This window comes from Amazonocrinis nigriterrae CENA67, assembly GCF_016056305.1.
GTDB classification, from domain to species: domain Bacteria; phylum Cyanobacteriota; class Cyanobacteriia; order Cyanobacteriales; family Nostocaceae; genus Amazonocrinis; species Amazonocrinis nigriterrae.
In genome coordinates, this window is the sequence record NZ_JAECZC010000068.1 from 1 (window position 1) to 22,990 (window position 22,990).

General features: G+C 41.7%; 14 protein-coding genes and 1 pseudogene. 8 read left to right on the plus strand and 7 right to left on the minus strand.

Annotated features, from left to right (window positions below; translation table 11 throughout):
* The first annotated feature begins 177 nt into the window (after nucleotides 1-177).
* From I8748_RS26585 to purU, 5 genes are all read left to right on the plus strand, one after another.
* Nucleotides 178-1,191, plus strand: coding sequence for an ABC transporter ATP-binding protein (locus I8748_RS26585; RefSeq protein ID WP_198127526.1), 1,014 nt, complete (start codon nucleotides 178-180; stop codon nucleotides 1,189-1,191).
* A complete protein-coding gene (locus tag I8748_RS26590; RefSeq protein WP_198127527.1) occupies nucleotides 1,192-2,004 on the plus strand; it encodes an ABC transporter permease in 813 nt (270 codons plus the stop codon).
* Between the two features lie 111 nt (nucleotides 2,005-2,115).
* Nucleotides 2,116-3,972: a GldG family protein gene (locus tag I8748_RS26595; RefSeq protein WP_198127528.1), complete on the plus strand. Its 1,857-nt coding sequence runs from the start codon at nucleotides 2,116-2,118 to the stop codon at nucleotides 3,970-3,972.
* A 95-nt stretch (nucleotides 3,973-4,067) separates the two neighbouring features.
* The gene (locus I8748_RS26600; RefSeq protein ID WP_198127529.1) at nucleotides 4,068-4,691 is read left to right on the plus strand and encodes a DUF4340 domain-containing protein; all 624 of its coding nucleotides are present in this window, start codon (nucleotides 4,068-4,070) and stop codon (nucleotides 4,689-4,691) included.
* 157 nt (nucleotides 4,692-4,848) lie between these two features.
* Nucleotides 4,849-5,703, plus strand: a complete 855-nt coding sequence (purU, locus tag I8748_RS26605) for a formyltetrahydrofolate deformylase (protein WP_198127530.1) — start codon at nucleotides 4,849-4,851, stop codon at nucleotides 5,701-5,703.
* 205 nt (nucleotides 5,704-5,908) lie between these two features.
* Here the strand turns inward: purU and I8748_RS26610 are convergent, their stop codons facing one another.
* From I8748_RS26610 to I8748_RS26635, 7 genes are all read right to left on the minus strand, one after another.
* A complete protein-coding gene (locus I8748_RS26610) occupies nucleotides 5,909-6,550 on the minus strand; it encodes a PEP-CTERM sorting domain-containing protein (RefSeq protein WP_225896555.1) in 642 nt (213 codons plus the stop codon).
* A gap of 155 nt (nucleotides 6,551-6,705) precedes the next feature.
* Nucleotides 6,706-7,032 (minus strand): hypothetical protein, encoded by a 327-nt coding sequence (locus I8748_RS26615; RefSeq protein WP_198127531.1) that lies wholly within the window; start codon nucleotides 7,030-7,032, stop codon nucleotides 6,706-6,708.
* Between the two features lie 36 nt (nucleotides 7,033-7,068).
* Entirely contained in the window at nucleotides 7,069-7,482 is a 414-nt protein-coding gene (locus I8748_RS35355) for a hypothetical protein (RefSeq protein WP_225896556.1), read from the minus strand.
* Between the two features lie 84 nt (nucleotides 7,483-7,566).
* Nucleotides 7,567-8,481, minus strand: coding sequence for a radical SAM protein (locus I8748_RS35360; protein WP_225896557.1), 915 nt, complete (start codon nucleotides 8,479-8,481; stop codon nucleotides 7,567-7,569).
* Between the two features lie 67 nt (nucleotides 8,482-8,548).
* Nucleotides 8,549-9,292 (minus strand): prolipoprotein diacylglyceryl transferase, encoded by a 744-nt coding sequence (locus tag I8748_RS26625; RefSeq protein ID WP_198127532.1) that lies wholly within the window; start codon nucleotides 9,290-9,292, stop codon nucleotides 8,549-8,551.
* 152 nt (nucleotides 9,293-9,444) lie between these two features.
* Complete coding sequence (locus I8748_RS26630) at nucleotides 9,445-10,326, minus strand: succinate--CoA ligase subunit alpha (RefSeq protein ID WP_198127533.1); 882 nt, start codon at nucleotides 10,324-10,326, stop codon at nucleotides 9,445-9,447.
* Between the two features lie 327 nt (nucleotides 10,327-10,653).
* The gene (locus I8748_RS26635) at nucleotides 10,654-11,892 is read right to left on the minus strand and encodes a succinate--CoA ligase subunit beta (RefSeq protein ID WP_198127534.1); all 1,239 of its coding nucleotides are present in this window, start codon (nucleotides 11,890-11,892) and stop codon (nucleotides 10,654-10,656) included.
* A gap of 723 nt (nucleotides 11,893-12,615) precedes the next feature.
* On the opposite strand from I8748_RS26635, the gene I8748_RS26640 reads away from it, so the two are divergent.
* The 3 genes and pseudogenes from I8748_RS26640 to I8748_RS26650 all read left to right on the plus strand — a co-directional run bounded on the left by I8748_RS26640 (nucleotide 12,616) and on the right by I8748_RS26650 (nucleotide 22,855).
* Nucleotides 12,616-13,035, plus strand: coding sequence for a hypothetical protein (locus I8748_RS26640; protein WP_318781267.1), 420 nt, complete (start codon nucleotides 12,616-12,618; stop codon nucleotides 13,033-13,035).
* Nucleotides 13,008-22,348: pseudogene (locus I8748_RS36495) on the plus strand (amino acid adenylation domain-containing protein); the annotation flags it as partial. The gene I8748_RS26640 and the pseudogene I8748_RS36495, both read left to right, overlap by 28 nt.
* 78 nt (nucleotides 22,349-22,426) lie before the next feature.
* On the plus strand, nucleotides 22,427-22,855 hold the full coding sequence (locus tag I8748_RS26650; protein ID WP_198127535.1) for an archease: 429 nt from the start codon (nucleotides 22,427-22,429) through the stop codon (nucleotides 22,853-22,855).
* Nucleotides 22,856-22,990: the final 135 nt, after the last annotated feature.

A 22,990-nucleotide genomic window follows, 5' to 3' on the forward strand; every position in this document is an offset into this window, starting at 1 on the left:
GATGAGGGGGATGAGGGGGATAAGGGGGATGTGGAGGTGAAGAGCAAAATTTTACCTCAATGCCCCATGCCCAATGCCCCATGCCCAATTCCCAATTCCCCATTCCCAATTCAGCAACGTGATCTAAGATTGTTGGGTATTCTATAAATTTACGATCGCCTGAAACTGATTAAACTGATGATTGAAGTTGAGCATCTAAGTAAAACATACGGTTCTACCCCAGCGATTACTGATATCAGTTTTAACGTGGAAGCAGGGGAGATTTTAGGGTTTTTAGGCCCTAATGGTGCTGGTAAAACTACAACTATGCGAATTTTGGCTGGCTATTTACCAGCAATAAATGGCACAGCGAGGATTGCTGGCTTTGATGTCCATGAAAATTCGCTGGCTGTGCGGCAACGCATTGGCTATTTACCAGAAACACCGCCGTTATATCCTGAGATGACGGTGGAGGCTTTTTTACATTTTGTGGCACAGATTAAAGGTGTACCAGCAGGCGATCGCAACCATAAAGTAACGGCAGCTATCGAACGCTGTAATTTACAAGATAAGCGGCGAGTAATTATTCGCAAGCTTTCTAAAGGATATCGCCAAAGAGTTGGCATTGCCCAAGCGATCGTTCACGACCCACCAGCCATTATTCTCGATGAACCCACTGTTGGACTTGATCCTCGACAAATTATTGAGGTGCGAAATTTAATTAAAAGTCTTGCAGGGACTCATACTATAATTCTGTCCACCCATATTCTGCCAGAAGTGAGTATGACCTGTAACCGCGTGGCTATAATCAATCGCGGCAAATTAGTAGCTACTAATACGCCAGAAAACTTAATGACACAGTTGACAGGTGGTTCAGGATATGAACTAGAAATTGCTGGAGAAGTTGGTCTAGCGAAACAGGTATTGCAAAATGTATCGGGTGTGAATTTGGTAGAATCAATGCCCATCGCAGCCATGTCAACTCATCTCCCTCCCCAAGACAACCGCGCTTATTTGCGGGTGATATCGCAACCGGGAAGTGAACCAGGACAAGATATTGCCACAGCATTGGTACGTGCAGGATTTGGTTTATACGAAATGCGGCGTGTCAGCGCTACCCTAGAAGATGTATTTTTGCAACTGACAACAGAAGAAAAGAATTTAGATTCTGTTGAAAACTCAGCAGCAGTTAACGAAGGAGAAGCAGCGTAAATGGGTATAGTACTGAGTAATATTATTGCCATTTATCGCCGAGAGTTACAGAGTTATTTTATATCGCCTTTAGCTTATGCGATCGCTGGCGTATTTTGGTTCATCTCAGGGTTATTTTTGGTAATGATTTTGCTGGGGCCAGACGGCATTTTGCCAGCAGTAGCCGCATATGATTTACAAGCACAACAATTTCAAGTGCCAGTACCACCAATAGATGTAGCCTACGAATTTATCCGGGCATTTTTGGATCGTATGGGTTGGCTATTGTTGTTTATCCTGCCAATTCTGTCTATGGGACTGTATGCTGAAGAACGCAAGCGGGGCACATTAGAACTTTTAGCCACGTCACCAGTAACCAACTGGGCAGTAGCCGTAGGTAAATTATTAGGCGTGATTACATTTTTTACCACGATGGTATTACCCTTGCTAGTATTTGAAGCGATCGCGATCGGCGGATCAAACCCACCATTCTCACCCTCAATTCCTTTACTCGGTCATTTAGGATTAATCTTGCTAGCTGCGGCAATTTTATCTTTGGGAATGTTTATTTCCTCATTAACAGACAGCACAATTTTGTCAGCTGTCCTGACCTTTGCCCTAATTTTATTGCTATTATTCGTTGATTTAATCGCCAAGAATATTGGCGGCCCAGTAGGAGAAGCTTTAGGTCATTTGTCATTGCTGAAACATTACAACACCTTCATTCAAGGCATTTTCGACACCAGCGTCTTGACTTTATTTCTCAGTTACATTTTTTTGGGCATCTTTCTCACAGCCCAGTCAATTGATACTTTACGCTTTCAGCGACAGTAGTCAATAGTCAGTTGTCATTAGTCATTAGTCATTGGTAAACACAAAGGACAAATGGCAAATGACAAAGAACAACTGACAACTGACAACTGACAACTGACAACTGACAAACATATGAAAAAAATCAAAAAAAAGCAACCTTGGAAATATTTGTTTTGGCTGGGGCCGTTTTTCGCTACTGTCGGTCTAACAGCTGGATTAGTTTCAGGAAACTGGGGTTTAATTCCCTTAGTATTTCTAATTATCGGAATTGTCATCAGTGCAGCGTGGATAGTATGGCAAAGCCAGCAAAGTCAATGGTGGAAACAACGTTCTACTCAAGCTGGTACTAACGCCTTAGTTGCAATTTTGGCTGTATTGGTAATTTTAGGATTAATTAACTTTTTGAGTACTCGTTATCACCTACGGGCTGATTTAACGGAGACTCAGCTGTTTACCCTTGCGCCTCAATCAAAAGAATTAGTGCGTGGCTTGCAACAACCAGTAAAAGTTTGGGTATTTGATGTTAATCAAAATTCCCAAGACCGGGAATTGTTGGAAAATTATCAACGACAAGGTAGAAATTTTAAGTTTGAATATGTTGATCCGCAAACTAGACCAGGACTAGCAGACAAATTTGGCGTTAAAGAATATGGCGAAGTTTACCTAGAATCGCGAGACAAACGGCAATTAGTACAAAAACTAAATGAGAATGAACGCCTGTCAGAAGTCAAGTTAACAAATCGTTTGCAACAAATCCTTGGTTCAACCACTGCTTCAGTTTATTTTCTCCAAGGTCATGGCGAACGCCCGATTTCAGCAGGTGAGGGTGGAATGACACAAGCTGTTGAGGGACTAAGCAACAAAAATTACACTGTATCACCCCTGAATTTAACAGAAAATTCTCAAGTTCCTAACGATGCTGCTGTGGTGATAGTGGACGGCCCTAAACGAGGATTATTTGATAGCGAGGTGAAAGCCTTGCAAAGCTATCTCAATCGTGGCGGTAATGTGCTGCTAATGATTGATCCAAATACTGACCCCAACTTGAACAGTTTATTACAAGAGTGGGGTGTGCGTTTAGATAATCGTTTGGCGGTGGATGTCTCTGGAGGTGGTGTAGGACTTGGCCCTGCTGCACCTATAATCACAGACTACGGACAACACCCAATTACTAAAGATTTTGGCAATGGCATTTCTTTTTATCGGTTGGCAAGACCTTTAGAAATTACTCAAGTACCTGGTGTCGAAGCAACTCCCTTGCTACGAAGCAAACCTTATCCCAATAGCTGGGCTGAAAGTGACCTGCAAAGCGAAAAATTAGAATTTAATGCAGACAAAGACCTCAAAGGGCCTCTGACTTTGGGCGTTGCTTTGACCAGAAAAGTAACAGCTAAATCTGAAGCTACACCTGGTCCAACTACCCAAGCTTCCCCTAGTCCATCACCGTTACCATTGCCAAGCATCCAAGGTCAACCTAGCCCGACTCCCAGCGCTGTGGCTACTGCTTCGCCCAAAGCATCACCGACAAGTCAACCTAGCCCAACTCCCAGCGCTGCGGCTACTGCTTCGCCCAAAGCATCGCCGACAAGTCAACCTAGCCCGACTCCCAGTGCTGCGGCTACTGCTTCGCCCAAAGCATCACCGACGAGTCAACCTAGCCCAACTCCCAGCGCTGCGGCTACTGCTTCGCCAACCACAGAGAAATCGGAAAAACCTGCTACCGAGTCACGGTTAGTAGTTATCGGAAATTCAGATTTTGCTACTAACGGGTTGTTTCAACAACAGCTAAATGGAGATGTGTTTCTCAACTCAGTTAGTTGGCTGAGTCAACAAGATCAACAACCTCTGTCCATTAGCCCCAAAGAAGCAAAAAACCGTAGGATAACTCTATCAAATGTACAAGCCAGTATTTTAACATTGTCATCTTTGGTGTTTTTACCTCTAATCGGGTTACTAGCGGCAGCTTTTATCTGGTGGCGAAGGCGGTAAAAAAGTTAGGAGTTAGGAGTTAGGAGTGACAAATAATAACTTCTTGCCAATAACAAATGACAAATGACAACTGACAACTGACAACTGACTAAAATATGAAATTGCCACGAACGACTTTAGTTTTAATCTTACTGGCTTTGGGTTTGGGTAGTTTTGTTTACTTTTATGAAATTAGAGGGGCGACTCAGCGACAAGAAATCAAGGATAAACAGCAGAAAATTTTCTCTTTTGCAGCAGATGATGTGCAGGCTTTAACGGTAAAGACTAAGAAGTTGACTGTAAATCTAGAACGTAACAGTCAGTCTAGTAATCCTAAGTGGTTGTTAAAGTCTCCTGTATCAGAACCAGCAAATGATGCTATTGTTTCTTATTTGATGGATTTGTTGGTAGATGGTAAGAGCGATCGCACTTTCTCAATTACCCCTAAGCAGCTTGGAGAATTCTGTTTAGATCAACCCCAAGCAACTATCGATATAAAGCTAAAAAATCAGAAAACCCATCAGATAATTTTGGGTAAGGCGAATTTCAATCATAGTCTTGTCTATGCCCAAACTGATACCACGCCACAACCAAATGGCAATATCAATGTGCTATTGGTAACAACAGACTTTGAAAATGCAGTCAATAGGGAGATATCAGAGTGGAAACAACCTGTAGATAATAAAGCAACACCTTTACCAAGCATTCTACCTCTGCCAACTCCAACCAATAGTAAATAAAAGGGACTGGGGATTAGGGATTGGGGATTGGGTTAGAACTCTTAAAAATTATGAAATTTGCTCTGATCCCTCACAAATTAAAGTTGAGCAAAGCCAAAATTAACAGTCCCAATGCCCCATGCCCAATTCCCAATGCTCCATTCCCAATTCCCATTCTATGACTAATCCAACCGCAACATTGCTCATTTCCTGTCCCGACCAAAGAGGACTAGTAGCCAAAATTGCTAATTTTATCTATTCCAATGGTGGCAATATTATTCACTCAGACCAGCATACAGATTTCGCTGCTGGCTTATTTCTGATGCGTATTGAATGGCAGCTAAATGGGTTTAATTTGCCCAGAGATTTAATTGGCCCGGCATTTAACGCCATTGCTCAACCTTTAGGCGCTAAATGGGAGCTACACTTTTCTGATACTATTCGACGTATTGCTATTTGGGTAAGTAGGCAAGACCATTGTCTGTTTGACTTGATTTGGCGACAACGTGCAGGAGAATTTACTGCTGAAATTCCTCTAATTATTAGTAACCATTCTCATTTCCAAGAAATAGCACAGCAGTTTGGTATTGACTACCACCACATCCCTATTAATAAAGATAATAAAGCTGAACAGGAAGCTAAACAATTAGAATTACTGCGACAATATCAAATTGATTTGGTTGTATTAGCCAAATATATGCAAATTGTCAGTGCAGGTTTTATTACTCAATTTCCACAAATTATTAATATACATCACTCATTTTTACCTGCTTTTGTGGGTGCAAATCCTTATCACCGAGCATTTGAACGTGGTGTCAAAATTATTGGAGCAACGGCTCATTATGCAACTGCTGAATTAGATGCTGGGCCGATTATTGAACAAGATGTGGTGCGGGTTAGTCACCGAGATGAAGTTGATGATTTGATTAGAAAAGGTAAGGATTTAGAGCGAGTTGTCTTAGCAAGAGCAGTGCGTTTACATTTGCAAAATCGCGTTTTGGTGTATGGAAATCGGACAGTGGTTTTTGAATAAGGGGTTTGTGATAACTTTTGATATCATGTCAGGTTAAATAAATATTATTCAATCTCACGCAGAGTTGCAGAGAAGTTTTTATAAAAACCAATTAGACGAACTTAATATGATACTACAACAATAATTTAGTGCGTTAGGCTTAACGCCGTAACACACCCTACAAATTTAGTGATTTTTTTAGATTGTAAGTCGTTTATTGATGGTTTTAGGAAACTTTTTCGAGCTTCTTTTGGGTGAGTTTGGATTGGTTGTTCCGTTTGAGTGCTGAACCAGCGCCGAGAGTGGCGAGGGCAAGTAAGCTGAGGCTGGAAGTGGGTTCAGGGACGTTGACTATGGTTGCAGAAAAACTAATGAGTGACTCACTATCTTCGGGGCCAAAATTTTGATAACCTTCTATGAATGGCGGTGCAGAAAAAACCTCTAAATAACCTGGTGTCGGCAAAAAACTAGCGAAAAACGGACTAGAATAATTACCTCCCGAAGTGGAATACCCAAAACCATCACCTGTTAATTGCTGACTATTAAGGCTAATTAAATTGTCAACATTAAAAGGTTCGTTTCCTGGTATTGGAGTCCCAGTAGTTTGCAAACCAGTAATTGTCTCACCATTTCGTGTACCAGTAATTCCGGTAATCTGGTAAAAACCCTCATCGTTAGGGGTGTCATTAGTGATAAAAGTACCACTTGCCGTTATGCCAGTACCAGAATAATTCCAGTTCCAATTTAAAGCAGAGGCAGTTTGCATTGTCCCGAAAATTAATCCAGATGTGGCAGCAAAGGCTGTGGCAGATAGTAAAGTTACATTTTTCATCAAGGTTATGAGTGCGATCGCGGTTATTGTCAACAATTTTAACTTAATGAGCTACGTTATACTGAAGTGTGAAGCAACATTTTATATAACGGTGGAGCATGGCAAGCCGTAACATAACGCCAAGTGCCACAACGGAGGTAACTCAGTACCTAGCTTCTAATCGCCAATCCCCAGTCCCCTTTACACATCCTCTAATGAAAAGTGAACAGTAAAAAACAACCACCATTCAATAAAGCAGTAATAGCTGCACCAATTATTACACCTTTTTTGATTGCTGCTTGCTGCCGTCGTTGTAGCCAAATACAAAGTGGAATCACATATATAAGTTGCCAGAACAAGAAACCAACTCCACCAATAATCCAAACTTGTAAACCAATATAATTGTTAGAGCTAGAATTTAACTGTAATAAGTAGCCAAGAGTAAATACTATTACTAATGCAATAGAATGACAAAATAATAATAATAATATTCCTAAAAAAATCTTTAATATTTCATTATTTTCATTGCTTTGCGACATTCATTTATCCTAAGTTCAAATAACTGAAATTCATAATTAGCGGTTATTAACTAAATGATATCCAGCGCTACCCTCACGGTAAAAAATATTAAAGGTATCAAAGGGAATAATTCTACCATCTGGGTGAACAATATGAATACAGGAACGCTTGACTGAACGGACATCAAAGTTAAAAGGGTCAAGAAATTGCACAATCATGACTCGAAATACATTAGAATAGTTAATACCTTCAGGTACAGGTATCATCGGTAGACAACACAAAAGTTGTTTTAATGATGCTGCTGCGGAGTTTGGAGAATGGCTAGTAGAAAATAATTGGAAAATATGCCGTTTTAGTTCTTCATTTTGTTCATAAAGTACGCTATTAGGTAGTATATCCACGAAAACATCTGGATTAATTAATCCAGTTAACGGTATGACTTTACCATTTAGTTTCAGGGCATAAGCCATCGCTAAACAATCTGGATGGCAAGGAACTGGTAGAATATCTTCTGGTTTAAAATAGGGACTTTGTTGCAGAATCGACCTGCGAACTTATGTTAATGTATATCTATCTTTTTGAGGGTCAAATCCCTCTAATCTTCCTGCTGCTTGTATTGGTTGAAAAGTAACGCCACGAATGCATTTTTGTTGTAAAGCAAACTCTATAATGTTGCCAATTTCGTGGTCATTCAATCCTTTTTTGAGAGTAACGACTAAAGTCGTGGAAATATTATATTCGTTAAGATGGTTAATTGCTTTTTCTCGAATATCCCGTAAATCAGCACCGCGTAATTCTTGTAAAACTTCGTTTTCAAAGCTATCAAATTGGAGATATAATTCAATTCCTGGCATATATTGGCTGAGGCGATCGCAAAAAGATTTATCCTTGGCAATCCTCACACCATTGGTATTAATCATTAAATGCTTGATGGGTTTGCTTTTCGCTATATCTATAATTTCAAAAAACTCTGGGTGTATAGTTGGTTCACCACCACTTAATTGCACTATTTGTGGTTCTCCCTCGTTCGCTACTACCGCATCAATCATTTTTTCAATTTGTGCTAAACTGCGATGGCTACGGGGTTGATGAGATATTGTAGAAACTTCTTCAGCGCCAGAATCAGCATAGCAAATGGGGCAGGAAAGATTACATTTGTCTGTGACTTCCACTAAAGTTAAACAACTGTGCTGTTCATGGTCAGCACAAAGTCCGCAATCATAAGGACAGCCATATTTTATTGGTGTATTAAACCTCAAAGGCATATCTCCAGGTTTAATAAATTCCAGAGATTTTTTATAGTATTCAATATCGTCGGCTATTAAAACTTTTTCTTGTCCGTGGGTGGGACAGTGTTTAACTAAGTAAACACAATCATCTTGAAAAATGATTTTTGCTTCTACTTTAACAAGACATTTTGAGCAAATGCTGTTTGTCAAAGCGTAAAAAAGATAATTACGAGTAGGCATATTGAAAATAAGCAATAATTGATTTATGACAATTTCCTGCAATTTCCATCAATATTTCATAGTAATTCTATCTTTTTATTTTGAATATTTGGGGAATAGTTTGGCGATAGTAGAGTAGAGTTAAGAGACAAGCAAATTGAATTGCACTTAAACCTAAAAGAGGACGAAACTCTGGTTTAATAAAATCTATCAATAAACGGAAGCTTAAATATAAAACTAAATAAAATTTAAACAACTCGCCATTTTGATAGTGATATTTACTGCGAACTTTCAAAAACAAAATTAAAATTAATAAAAATATAATTTCATATAATTGTGTAGGATGACGAGAAATACCATCGCCAAAATCAACACCCCAAGGTAAGGTTGTGGCAATTCCATAAGTGCGATCGCTTAACCCTGTCAAAAAGCAACCAATCCTACCAATGCCTGTCCCCACAATCAAAGGATAGACAAACACATCACCAGTAGACTGATTAACACCAATGATTTTTTTGGTAATTTCCACACCAATCAGTCCACCCAAGAGTGCCCCAACTACTGTTTTTCCTTGTAGAAGGATTAATAATAATTGCTGTGGGTTTTGCCAAATTAAGTCTATATGTTGCAATCCAACCAGCACTTTAGCAACAATTAAAGCACCAATCATACCACCGACCATCACAGAACCGCGTTGGCTGGCTGAAATGGAATCCTTGCGGACATTTCGTAGTAATAAACGAAAGGCTATGGCATAAGCTAAAGACTCAAACAAAATATGAGGATGAATCCGCAATGGGCCTAACCAAAAATAAACAGGAAAAGTCGCCATAATTCGTAATTCGTAATTCGTAATTCGTAATTTTTAGGGATTTTCAATGGAAAAAATCGCGAATTTTGTAGGGTGCGTTATGGCGTTAAGCCTAACGCACCATCAACTGAGGAATTTCCAGCTGCACTGATAAATTCTGTCTTGTGAATTTTTCAATGAATCGCCTTTTTTAACAGTTCTGGAATTAGAGAAGGGCGTTCAGCCACAGGCACTTCTGCTGCTTGGAAAGCAGCTAATTTGCTTTGTGCAGTGCCAAAGTTAGGAGGGCGTCCTATAACTGTTGCTAAAGTTCCTGTCTGATGCCAATTTTTTGCTAGTGGTGCTTGTGTACCTGCGATGTAGGCAATGACTGGTTTGTCAATTGCCTCAGTAATATATCGCGCTGCGGCTTCTTCACTGTCACCACCTGGTTGACCAACTAAAATGATCGCCTCTGTAGTATCATCTTCATCAAGAATTTGCAGCCATTGTAGAAACGATGAACCAACGATCGCATCACTACCAATACTGACACTAATCGATTGCCCCAAACCTGCTTTTGTTAATTCTCTGGCAACTTCGTATGTGAGGGTAGTGCTGCGACTCACAATACCTACAGGGCCAGGTGTATAAAATTCACTGGGGTGAGTGCCTAAGAGAATTTTCCCAGGTACGATGATCCCGGGACTATTCGGCCCAACTATCAAAGTTTCACATGCCTCGGTTTTGCGAAGTAATTCCACCATATCTAAAGGTGGCACGCCAGCAGAGATAATAATAATCTGGCGAATACCAGAGGCGATCGCTTCTAATGCTGCATCTAGCACTTGATAAGGATGTACGCTGATAATTGTTGTATCAATTGTGCCAAATTGTGCTACTACTTCCTCAACCAAATCAAATAACTGGAGATCATAGAGTTGCTGTCCACCACATCCGGGATTGACACCAGCAACTAAATTAGTACCATAAGCTTTCATTTGAGCAATATGAGTTGCCGATATAAATTCACTGAAGCCTTGAATGATTACTTTGCTATCTGGCGTTAGGTTCATAAAAAATTCTGGTAAGTTTGGCAACCCAGTGGCTTGAGGCACTGGAAAGTGTAACAGAAAACAGGGTGTCGGGTGTAGGGAAAAAACGAAGTTTAAAACCTCATGATTAAATAATGTGGTTCCCTACACTCTTTTCATCTTCCTAGCCTTTGAGAAAAAGGAGAAATTTCCGAGTAATAGACATTACTCATTGAACTGTATTGTGTTACGAATTAATTTTTACTAAAATTTTAAAGTTTGTGTTATTGCTCAATACCCCAACAGTTGCTAAACTTGGCTCTGGTGAATATTTGCGGATAAATTCACCAAAGCGAAAAACATATCATTTTACACTTTTCTAACTTTCTTGTAAGCCGTTGGCTTAGTGAGATGGACTGCTTCTGCTACCGCCTCATCTAAATTTTCTACCAGTATCAAGGCATCGCCACGAGTTTTTAATGTTGCTAAAAAATTATTAGCAGCATTAAAATCAGAACCAGCAAGACGGACAACTAAGCGCGGAAAATCAGATTCCCGTAGGGTTCCATTGCCATTTTTGCCTAAAAATTGTGAGTTGATTTCGCTATTTTCGTGTTGTACAAATTTAGCAATGACTTGGGCGACTTCTTCTGCTTGAGGAACGCTACCCAGGAGGTTGATGAGTATAACTTGAATGCTTTTGTCACTAGCTAAGATACTCAGACCTTTCGCCAAGCGATCGCAAAACGTAGTTGGTGAGGTATCAGTGGGGAAAGCATGACGCAGGTTGAGAGAGTTACCAGGTTGACCACCAGCACTGACAACTAAATCGAAGGTTGCCATAATTGAACCAGTGCCATTACCGAGAATGCCAATTTTACCCTGCGTTTCTGAACCATTCCAGTCGCGTGAGTGACCATTCATCTGTCTATTGTGACGACGGTTGGCTACTTTGGCTGCTATCTCAGCAATTTCTGGATGACGACCCATAGCTCGTTCGTTGATGCTGACTTTACCATTAAGAGCCATCACTTCACCAGAAGCGTTGATTGCCAAGGGATTAACTTCTACTAAATCTAGGTCTTTTTGCACGAATAACTCGTACATCTTTTCTAGGACGCTGCTGACTGACTGCATCAGCGTACCTTGTAAACCCATTTTTAAAGCCAGTCGCCGTGCGTAAAAAGGAGAAAATTCTTGTTTGACAACAACATGGTGCATTCTTTCCCCTGCTGTTTCCCAATCAATATCTGCTTCTTTACAACCTAAAAGTACTGGTCGGCAGACAGCGGTATCTAAAACTACTGCTAGATAAAATTCTTGCTGACCATCATACTTAGATTCTGCCAGTAAAACTTCTGGTAACTCACCCCAAATTGGCAATTTGAAGATAGTTTGCGCGGCTGCGATCGCATCAATCGTAGTTTCTACGACCCTGACACCGCCTGCTTTTACCCTTTCACTGGCATGTACCTGAGACTTGAGTACGATCGGATAGTTAATTTTTAACCGCTTTAACTCTGTAGGATGGTCAATGCGTTGCGAGGGCAATACAGGAATGCCTATTTCTGCAAACCATTCTTTAACTTGGTACTCTAATAAATCCATTGACATGCACCTTCTAATTACAGTTCCTTAGCATTTATTTGGTACTATTTTTGTTTTTTGCAGCACCATAATTACGAAATCCTACTTTAGGCATATATAAGAAGAATTTATTTTTTCACGGTTCAATTTTATCGAATTCGGTCAAGGAGGCAAATTCATTTCTGGTATCAATCCGTTACAGCTGTAACAAGTAGGCGTGATTATTATTCTCAGTAAATATGCCAGCATAGAACAAAACCAGCATCTATGTCAAAGTGTTGTGTGGGGTCTTGCGGATGGGCAAGTTAAAAGGTAAAAGTTCAAACCAAAGCATATTTTGCATTTTTACTTTTAACTTTTATTCCCCAATACTAGGTTCGGTTGACAAACTAAGCCATGAAAGTACTCAAAAGATTTATTATTCCCATTTTTGATTTGTAATTTAACTGTAAGTTAAATTTTTGAATTTATTATCTAGCAATCTGAATTAGAGGATAAAACATCATTATTCTCTTTCTTTTGCCGTCCCTTACCCTTACCTTTTCTCGATATACGAGGATTCACCGATTTTTTGATTTTTGGTTAAAAGCGAAAAGTTGTGTTAGAAAGTTGGTCTGTTTGATTCTATAGTTGTGGTTGGTTAAACTGTGTATCTGTATTCAACAAACAAAAGTCACCAAAGTCCTTAATTTCATTCCTTCAACCAATAAAAAAATAATAATAGAAGACTAGCGGGAACAGTCTATGAAAGTAGCAGTCCAGCAGGAAGATTTACAGCTTTTAGCGAGAACTTTGCAAGAACAATTTCTTGTAGAAGTACCATCTGGTGAAGTCTTCCGGATCAAGTGTGCTGTCAACAAAGATGAGTTAATGATTTTAATTCAACACCCTGTAGGTGTAACTGCTGACACTCAGCAAATTTTTGCATTACTTGAAGAAATACTTCAGTCACTACCAAATTACAGGGAGCAACGGGTGCAATGTTTTATCAGAGTCTCTGGTGACAAACTCCCTTATGCTAAACATTCCCTAGCTGTGAAGCCGGGAAGCTGGGGGGACTCGGGGCCCCCTCTGGGGATAGGGGGGGAAGGGGAGCAGAGGAGGATTTGCACCAGTCTTTCCCCTGTGCCTCTGCCGATCGGCTTTATAAAACTGGGGACTTAGCACGTTATTTAAGTGATGGTAACATCCAATACTTAGGACGCATTGACCAGCAAGTGAAGATTCGCGGTTTCCGCATCGAGTTGGGCGAGATTGAAGCGGTACTAAGTCAACACCCACAGGTGCAATCAGTTGTGGTCACAGCCAGAGAGGATAATCCAGGGGAAAAACGCTTAGTTGCTTACATTGTGTCGCAACCGGAAGTAACACCCAGTATCAGCGAAATCAGGCAATTTTTGAAGACAAAACTGCCCCAATACATGATTTTGGCGGCAATAGTTATCTTGGAATCTCTGCCTTTGACACCCAACGGCAAGATAGACCGCCGTGCTTTGCCTGTCCCAGAATTACATCGTCAACACTCAGACAAATTTGTTGCACCGCGATCGCCTATTGAACAAATGCTGGCACAAATTTGGTCAGAAGTACTGAGATTAGAACAAGTAAGTATTCATGATAACTTCTTTGAACTTGGTGGAGATTCGATTCTCTCAATTCAAATAATTGCCAGAGCAAATCAACAAGGAATCCATCTCAGTCCCAAGCAGCTGTTTACGCATCAGACCATATCTGAGTTAGCAGTAGTAGTAGGGACAACTGAAGCTATCCAGGTAGAACAAGGGTTAGTCACAGGAACAACACCACTAACACCCATCCAACACTGGTTCTTTCAGCAGAATCAGCCACAGCCACATTATTTTAACCAGGCAGTTCTGCTATCTGTGCCGTCCGAGTGGCAGCCAGAGCTATTAGAACAAGTTGTGCAGTACTTGCTTTCACATCACGATGCTCTACGTTTGCGCTTTGTCAAGTCTGACTCAGATTGGCAACAGATTCATGCTGTAGATGCTGATAACTCTGCTTTTTCTTGGGTAGATTTATCTAGACTACCAGCAACAGAGCAAACATCAGCTATTGAAAGCACCGCAGCGGAACTACAAGCCAGCCTGAATTTGTCAGAAAATTTAGTGCGAGTCGCCTTTTTCTGGCTGGGTATTAATCAACCGAGCCGATTACTTATAGTCATCCACCATTTAGTAGTTGATGGTGTTTCCTGGCGAATTTTACTAGAAGATTTGCAGACAGCTTACCAGCAACTCAGCCACGGTAAAGCGCTGCAACTTTCCCCCAAAACAACCTCTTTTCAAGATTGGTCTCAAAAACTAACAGAATATGCACAATCACAAGTGCTGAAATCAGAACTAGCTTATTGGCTGAGTGAATCTCGCTTTTTGGTTGCTCCCATACCAGTAGACTATGTACAGGGAGCTAACACCGTTGCATCTGCCAGCACAGTAACAGTGTCGTTAAATGAGTCAGAAACAAGAGCATTGTTACAAGATGTGCCGAAAGCTTACAACACTCAAATTAACGATGTGCTAGTGACTGCCTTAGTGCAGGTATTGGGGAGATGGACAAACTCTCATTCTGTGCTGCTGAACTTAGAGGGTCATGGGCGGGAAAATATTGTTGAGAATATAGATTTATCACGGACTGTCGGGTGGTTTACAACAGTTTTCCCTGTGGTGGTGGAATTTGAACCAACAGACAAACCCCAAGATACCTTAAAGGCAGTCAAAGAACAGCTACGCGCCATTCCTCACAAAGGAATTGGCTACGGATTATTGCGCTATCTCACGGGGGATGCCGAAATTGCCTCTAAATTACAGGTACTTCCGCAAGCAGAGGTCAGCTTTAATTATTTGGGGCAATTTGATCAAATTCTGAATACGTCTTCTGTAATTCAACTAGCGACTGAATCAGCTGGAGCTTACCAAAGTTTGCAGAACAATCGCACAGATTTGCTAGAGATTAACAGTTTGATAATTGGGAATCAACTGCAAATCAATTGGAGCTACAGCACAAATGTGCATCAACAGGCAACAATAGAGAGTTTAGCGCAACAATTCGTCGAGAGATTGCGATTGCTAATCACCCATTGTATAGCTCCTGAAAGCGGCGGTTACACACCTTCAGATTTCCCGTTAGTCAAACTCAGCCAGCAAGAACTCGATAGAGTACTGGCAAGTATCGCATTAGAACCACAATTAGGCAAAATTAACTGGAAAAATCTTGAAGATATTTATCCGCTCTCGCCCATGCAACAGGGGATGCTGTTTCATAATTTGTATGCTCCAGAGTCGGGAGTGTATTTTGAGCAGTTGAGTTGCACCTTGAGAGGAAACCTAGATGTGTCAGCCTTTGAGCAAGCTTGGCAACAAGTGGTAGCTCGACATTCAAGCTTGCGAACTGCTTTTGTTTGGGAAGCTATCAGTCAGCCACTTCAAGTAGTGTATCGCCAGGTGAAAGTTACCCTAGAAACCCATGACTGGCGACAATTAACAGCAATAGAGCAGCAACAGCAACTAGAGATTTTCTTACAGTCTGACCGACAAAAAGGTTTCCAACTTTCTCAACCACCGCTGATACGCCTAAATCTCATTCAGTTGGCTGCGGACTGTTATCAATTTATTTGGAGTCATCATCATTTATTGCTCGATGGTTGGTCGTTACCTTTAGTATTCCAAGACCTTATATATGCTTATCAAGCATTTTCTCAAGGTGAAAGTTTACGTTATCAACCAACAACAAGTTATAAAAATTACATAGCTTGGCTACAGCAACAAGATTTAGCCAAAGCGGAACAATTTTGGCAGCAAAAATTCAAAGGCTTGATTGCACCAACTCCCTTGAGAGTAGATAAACCATTATCTAATCACAAGCAGCCACACTCTAGTTGCAACGAACAACAAATCCAGTTGACAGCGCAAGCAACAGCCAGCATCCAAGCTTTTACCCGACAGTATCAACTCACTATCAATAATCTGTTGCAGGCAACTTGGGCATTGCTGCTATGTCGCTACAGTGGAGAAACAGATGTAGTTTTTGGTGTCACTGTGTCTGGTCGTCCACCATCTGTGCTGGGCATAGAGTCTATGGTGGGAATGTTGATCAACACCTTACCAATACGAGTACAAGTCTTAGAAGATACTCAACTGCTGCCTTGGTTGAAAGATTTACAGTCGCAGCAAGTAGAGTCTGAACAATTCTCATATACCCCACTGGTAGAGATTCAAGACTGGAGTGAAATTCCTAGGGGAACGCCCTTATTCGAGAGCATTGTAGTGTTTGAGAATTATCCAGTCAATGATGTTGTACTACAACACAATGGTACTTTGGAAATATCTAATATTCGTGGCATTGAGCAAACTAATTATCCTCTAACAGTAGTAGCTGTCCCTGGTGAGCAATTGTCTGTGAAGATGAGCTATGATACTAGCCGATTTGATGATGCCACTATTAGCCGGATGTTGCGGCATTTTCAAACATTACTTGAGGGGATTGTTGCTAACCCACACCAGCCAATTTCCCAATTACCTTTACTGACAGCAGTTGAGCAACAACAGTTACTCGTTGACTGGAACAATACCCAAACAGACTATCCCTTTGATAGGTGTATCCATCACTTGTTTGAGGCGCAGGTACAGCGTACCCCGGATGCAGTGGCAGTGGTGTATGAGAAAGAACAACTCACCTATGATGAGTTGAATTGTCGCGCGAATCAATTAGCACACTACTTGCAGTCTGTGGGTGTAAGAGCAGATGTGCTAGTCGGGTTGTGTGTGGAACGTTCAGTAGAAATGGTGGTAGGACTACTAGGCATTCTCAAGGCGGGTGGTGCTTACGTACCACTTGACCCAGATTATCCGACTGAACGGTTGAGCTTCATGCTAACAGATGCTCAAGTTGCGGTGCTATTGACTCAACAAAAACTTATTGACAGGCTACCACAGCATCAAGCAAAGCTTATCTGTTTAGATAGCGACGCTGAAGTGATTCGAGAGTGGAGTCAGGATAATCCCATCACTGATGTGCAAGCCAGTCATTTGGCTTATGTAATTTATACCTCTGGTTCTACAGGTCAGCCTAAAGGCGTTGAAGTTGTGCATCGTGGCGTTAACCGTCTGTTGTTTGGCATAGATTATGCTCATCTGGATGAAACACAGAAATTTCTCCAAATGGCTCCAATTTCGTTTGATGCTTCCATATTTGAGATTTGGGGAGCTTTGTTGCATGGTGGAGAATGTGTTCTTTTCCCTGGAAAGATTCCCACATCTGAGGAGTTGAGCAATGAAATCCACAAACATGGCATTACTACCTTATGGCTGACAACTGCTTTGTTCAACTCCATAATTAATGATGCCCCACAAGCGTTATCAGGAATTAAGCAGCTATTAATTGGTGGGGAAGCACTTTCGGTTGCTCATGTTCACAAAGCTCTAGAAGCTCTGCCATTAACACAGATTATCAACGGATATGGGCCGACAGAAAGCACGACCTTTACTTGTTGTTACCCCATCCCCAGATCTATTGAGACAACTATCCAGTCTATTCCCATTGGTCGCCCAATAGGTAATACGCAGATTTATATCCTAGACAAATACTTGCAACCAGTTCCCGTAGGTGTCCCAGGAGAATTACATATCGGTGGTGCAGGGTTGGCGCGAGGCTACCTCAACCGTCCTGAGTTGACACAACAGAAATTCATCCCCAACCCCTTCGGTGGAGGCTTGGGAGCAGGGGGGCAGAGGAGGATTTGCAGCAGTCTTTCCCCTCTGCCTGTGCTGATCGGCTTTATAAAACTGGGGATTTAGTGCGTTATTTAAGTGATGGTAACATCCAATACTTGGGACGCATTGACCAGCAAGTGAAGATTCGCGGTTTCCGCATCGAGTTGGGCGAGATTGAAGCGGTACTAAGTCAACACCCACAGGTGCAATCAGTTGTGGTCACAGCCAGAGAGGATAATCCAGGGGAAAAACGCTTAGTTGCTTACATTGTGTCGCAACCGGAAGTAACACCCAGTATCAGCGAAATCAGGCAATTTTTGAAGACAAAACTGCCCCAATACATGATTTTGGCGGCAATAGTTATCTTGGAATCTCTGCCTTTGACACCCAACGGCAAGATAGACCGCCGTGCTTTGCCTGTCCCAGAATTACATCGTCAACACTCAGACAAATTTGTTGCACCGCGATCGCCTATTGAACAAATGCTGGCACAAATTTGGTCAGAAGTACTGAGATTAGAGCAAGTTGGTATTCATGATAGCTTTTTTGAAATTGGGGGACATTCGCTACTGGCAACTCAACTCATCTCACACATCCGCAGCAGCTTGAAAGTAGAAATACCATTACGTAGTTTATTTGCAGCACCGACAGTTGCCGAATTAGCGCAATACATTCAGCACAAGCAGCAACAGGAATTAGAACTAACAGCACCACCTCTTTTACCAACAGCAAGGAATGCAAAATTACCACTGTCATTTGCCCAACAAAGATTATGGTTTTTGAATCAATTACAGCCTAACAGTGGCTTCTATAACATTCCTGTAGTAGTGCGATTACAAGGGCAATTGCAAGTAGCAGCCCTAGAACAAAGCTTGCAGAAAATTATTCATCGCCACGAAGCCTTACGCACCAACTTCATCACAATTGATGGACAACCAGTGCAAATCATTCATCCAGAAATTTCTTGCACACTGTCAATTTTGAACTGGCAACATTTACCTACTAACGAGCAAGAAATTGCAACTCAGGAATTTGCGATCGCACAAGCCCAACAACCTTTTGATCTGGCAACAGCACCATTAATTAGGACGAGCTTAGTAGTGCTGAACCAGACAGAACACATTTTGCTAGTGTGTATGCATCATATCGTCTCAGATGGCTGGTCAATGGGTGTGTTTGTCCAAGAGTTAGCAGCACTATACAATGCTTTTTGTCAAGGTCAACGCTCACCTCTGGCACCACTGTCTATACAGTACGCCGACTTTGCACAGTGGCAAAGACAATGGTTGCAAGGTGATGTATTGCAAACTCAACTAACTTACTGGCAACAACAACTAGCAAACGCACCAGCTTTGTTGTCCCTACCCATAGACCGACCTAGACCCGCAGTGCAAACATACAAAGGTGCACATAAACACTTTGCACTGTCTTTTGAGCTAACTAATGCCTTGGTAAAACTGAGTCAGCGACAAGGAGTTACCCTGTTCATGACGCTGTTGGCAGCATTTGACACTTTGCTATGCCGCTACACAGGTACAGAAGATATTCTTGTAGGTACACCAATTGCTAATCGCGATCGCAGTGAAATTGAAGGTTTAATTGGGTTTTTTGTCAACACTTTAGTTATGCGTGCTGATGTCTCAGGCAATCCCAAGTTTAGCGAATTACTTGGTCAGATTCGGGAAATGGCAATGGATGCCTATGCTCATCAAAACTTGCCTTTTGAGATGTTGGTAGAAGCATTACAGCCAGAAAGAAACCTCAGCCATACACCACTGTTCCAAGTAATGTTTGTGCTTCAGAATGCGCCTATATCTCAAGTAGAGCTTTCTGGGTTAACAGTGAGTCCATTAGTGACAGAAAGTGCAACTGCAAAGTTTGACCTTACCTTACAAATGGAGAATACGACCGCAGGATTGGTCGGATGGTGGGAGTACAATACTGACTTGTTTGATGGCAGTACCATTGAGCGGATGGCGAATCATTTTGTTACATTACTTGAGGGGATTGTAGCAAACCCACACCAGCCAATTTCCCAATTACCTTTACTGACAGCAGTTGAGCAACAACAGTTACTCGTTGACTGGAACAATACCCAAACAGACTATCCCTTTGATAGGTGTATCCATCACTTGTTTGAGGCGCAGGTACAGCGTACCCCGGATGCAGTGGCAGTGGTGTATGAGAAAGAACAACTCACCTATGATGAGTTGAATTGTCGCGCGAATCAATTAGCACACTACTTGCAGTCTGTGGGTGTAAGAGCAGATGTGCTAGTCGGGTTGTGTGTGGAACGTTCAGTAGAAATGGTGGTAGGACTACTAGGCATTCTCAAGGCGGGTGGTGCTTACGTACCACTTGACCCAGATTATCCGACTGAACGGTTGAGCTTCATGCTAACAGATGCTCAAGTTGCGGTGCTGTTGACCCAACAAAAACTCATTGACAGGCTACCACAGCATCAAGCAAAGCTTATCTGTTTGGATAGCGACTGGCAGAGCATTCAACAACAGCGCCAAGATCACCTCAACAGTAGCGTCACTGCTGATAACCTCGCTTATGTCATCTACACGTCCGGTTCTACAGGAAAACCAAAAGGGGTAGCCGTTGCTCACTTGGCGGTGAATCGACTAGTGTTAAACACCAACTATATACAGTTACAGCCTCACGACAGAGTTGCTCAAGCCGCAAACGTTGCATTCGATGCTGCTACCTTTGAAATTTGGGGAGCGCTCCTTAATGGGGCTAGGCTGGTGGGAATTACTCAACAAGTACTTCTTTCACCCCAAAAATTTGCCACCCACATTCAGCAAACAGAAATTAGCGTATTGTTCTTGACAACAGCTTTATTCAACCAGATAGCCAGTTTTGAACTCCAGGTATTTAATTCTCTACGATATCTATTGTTTGGTGGGGAGGCCGTTGACCCCAAATGGGTCGAACAAGTACTCCAGAATGATTGTCCACAAAAATTGCTTCATGTGTATGGACCTACGGAGAATACTACTTTTTCTTCTTGGTACTTGGTGCAGGACGTACCAGCCAACGCTATTACTATCCCCATCGGTCGCCCAATCGCCAACACAGTTTTTTACATCCTAGATTCACACTTACAACCAGTTCCCGTAGGTGTCCCAGGAGAATTACACATCGGTGGCGCGGGGTTGGCACGAGGCTACCTCAACCGAGAAGAGTTGACACAACAGAAGTTCATCCCTAACCCCTTCAGCACTGACCCCGATTCCCGGCTTTACAAAACTGGAGACTTAGTGCGTTACTTAAGTGATAGCAATATTGAATACTTAGGACGTATTGACCAGCAAGTGAAGATTCGCGGTTTCCGCATCGAGTTGGGAGAAATTGAAGCGGTACTGAGTCAACACGCCCAGGTTCAATCTGTTGTTGTCACAGCTAGAGTCGATATTCCTGGGGAGAAACGCTTAGTTGCCTATATTGTGCCACAACAGCAAGCAACACTCAGCATCAGCGAACTGCGGCAATTTCTGAAAACGAAGCTGCCTGAGTACATGATTCCTACGGCAATAGTTGTCTTGGAATCTCTGCCACTGACACCCAACGGTAAAATAGACCGCCGTGCCTTGCCTACACCGGATACAAACAACCTTGCCATGCAAGCTAGCTTTATCCCAGCCCTTGATATCGTAGAAGCGAAATTGGCACAAATCTGGACAGAAGTTCTGAAAGTTTATCCTGTGAGTGTAAAGGATAACTTTTTTGACCTCGGAGGACATTCTCTTTTAGCTGTGCAACTGATGACTCGGATTGAACAGCAATTCAAGAAAAATTTACCCTTGGCAACACTCTTCCAAAACTCAACTATTGAGCAATTAGCAAATCTTCTTTGCCAACCCATAGATACTTTCAATTGGTCTCCTATAGTACCTATTCAGCCTAATGGTTCTAAACGACCTTTCTTCTGCTTGCCTGGAGCAGGTGGCAACACCATCTACTTATACAATCTGGCACATTATTTAGGTAAAGACCAACCATTTTATGGACTGCAATCACTCGGTCTTGATGGGGAATCAAAGCCGCACACAAGAATCGAGGATATGGCAGCTTATTACATTGAAGCAATACAGCGCATTCAACCTAAAGGATCCTACCTTTTAGGTGGTCATTCTTTTGGAGGTATGGTAGCTTTCGAGATGGCAACTCAGTTACAAAAGCAGGGATATGAGGTTGCTTTACTAGCTATTTTAGACTCTGGTGCCCCAGGCTACATAACTGATGAATTAGACATTGATGCCGTTGATGATGCCAAATGGCTGACCAGAATTGCCAGCTTGTTTGAAGGCTTCTATGGAAAGAGCTTAAATGTATTCTATGAAACTCTCAAATTTCTTACTCCAGATGAGCAATTGAACTATTTTAAAGAGCAGTTACAAATGGTTAATTTACTGCCACCCAATGTTGGAGTCAAGCAACTTCGCGGTTTGATAGAGGTTTTCAAAGCTAATCATGAAACTGCTTGTGTTTACAGACCACAAGTAATTTATCCTGCCCAGATTAAGTTTTTCAAAGCTAGTGAGATTGATGTTGTTAATAATGGAAAGCCTGAGATTTTTAAAGAATTAGCATTGGGATGGAACAAGCTTTCTGCTCAACCTCTAGATATCCATTTCGTACCAGGTAATCATCTCACAATGCTAAATGAACCTCATGTCCAGATTTTAGCAGAACAGTTAAAAATCTGTATTGAGCAGGTACAGGCAGATTACTGAGTTGTAAATCCCCAACGTTGATAAAATGGAATCATCTCTGATAGACAATAAAAAGCTAACTGTTCAATTGCTAAATTTATGAACAGTCCAAATTTTATCAATTTTGGAGGCTTTGAAGAAGTTGAGCATACAGCTGACTGGGCTTATCGGGTTTGGGGGCAAAATTTAACCGATTTGTTTATCCAAGCAGCGATCGCACTGTATACATTAGCTGATGTCGAGCTAGCCTCAGAATCTTCAATTAAGCGGAAAATTCAACTCCAAGGGGTTGACCATGTAAGCCTATTAGTAGCCTGGTTAAATGAACTTTTGTATCTACATGAGAGTGAAAATTTAGGATTTAACCAATTTGAAATTTTGCATCTTGATGTCCACTCTCTAGAGGCAGAAGTTAGAGGCGCTCATGTGCAAAATTGGAATAAATTCATTAAAGCAGTAACCTATCACAATCTCTCAATTCAGCAAACAGAAAAAGGATTGGAAGCTACATTAGTATTAGATGTTTGAATTGGTCATTAGTCAGTTGTCAGTTGTCAGTTGTCAGTTGTCATTTGTCAACAGTTATTCTCCCCCGCTCCCCTGCTCCCCTGTGCCCCTAATCCCCACTCCCTCCGGTCGTGGGGGCCCCGAGTTCCCCTGCTC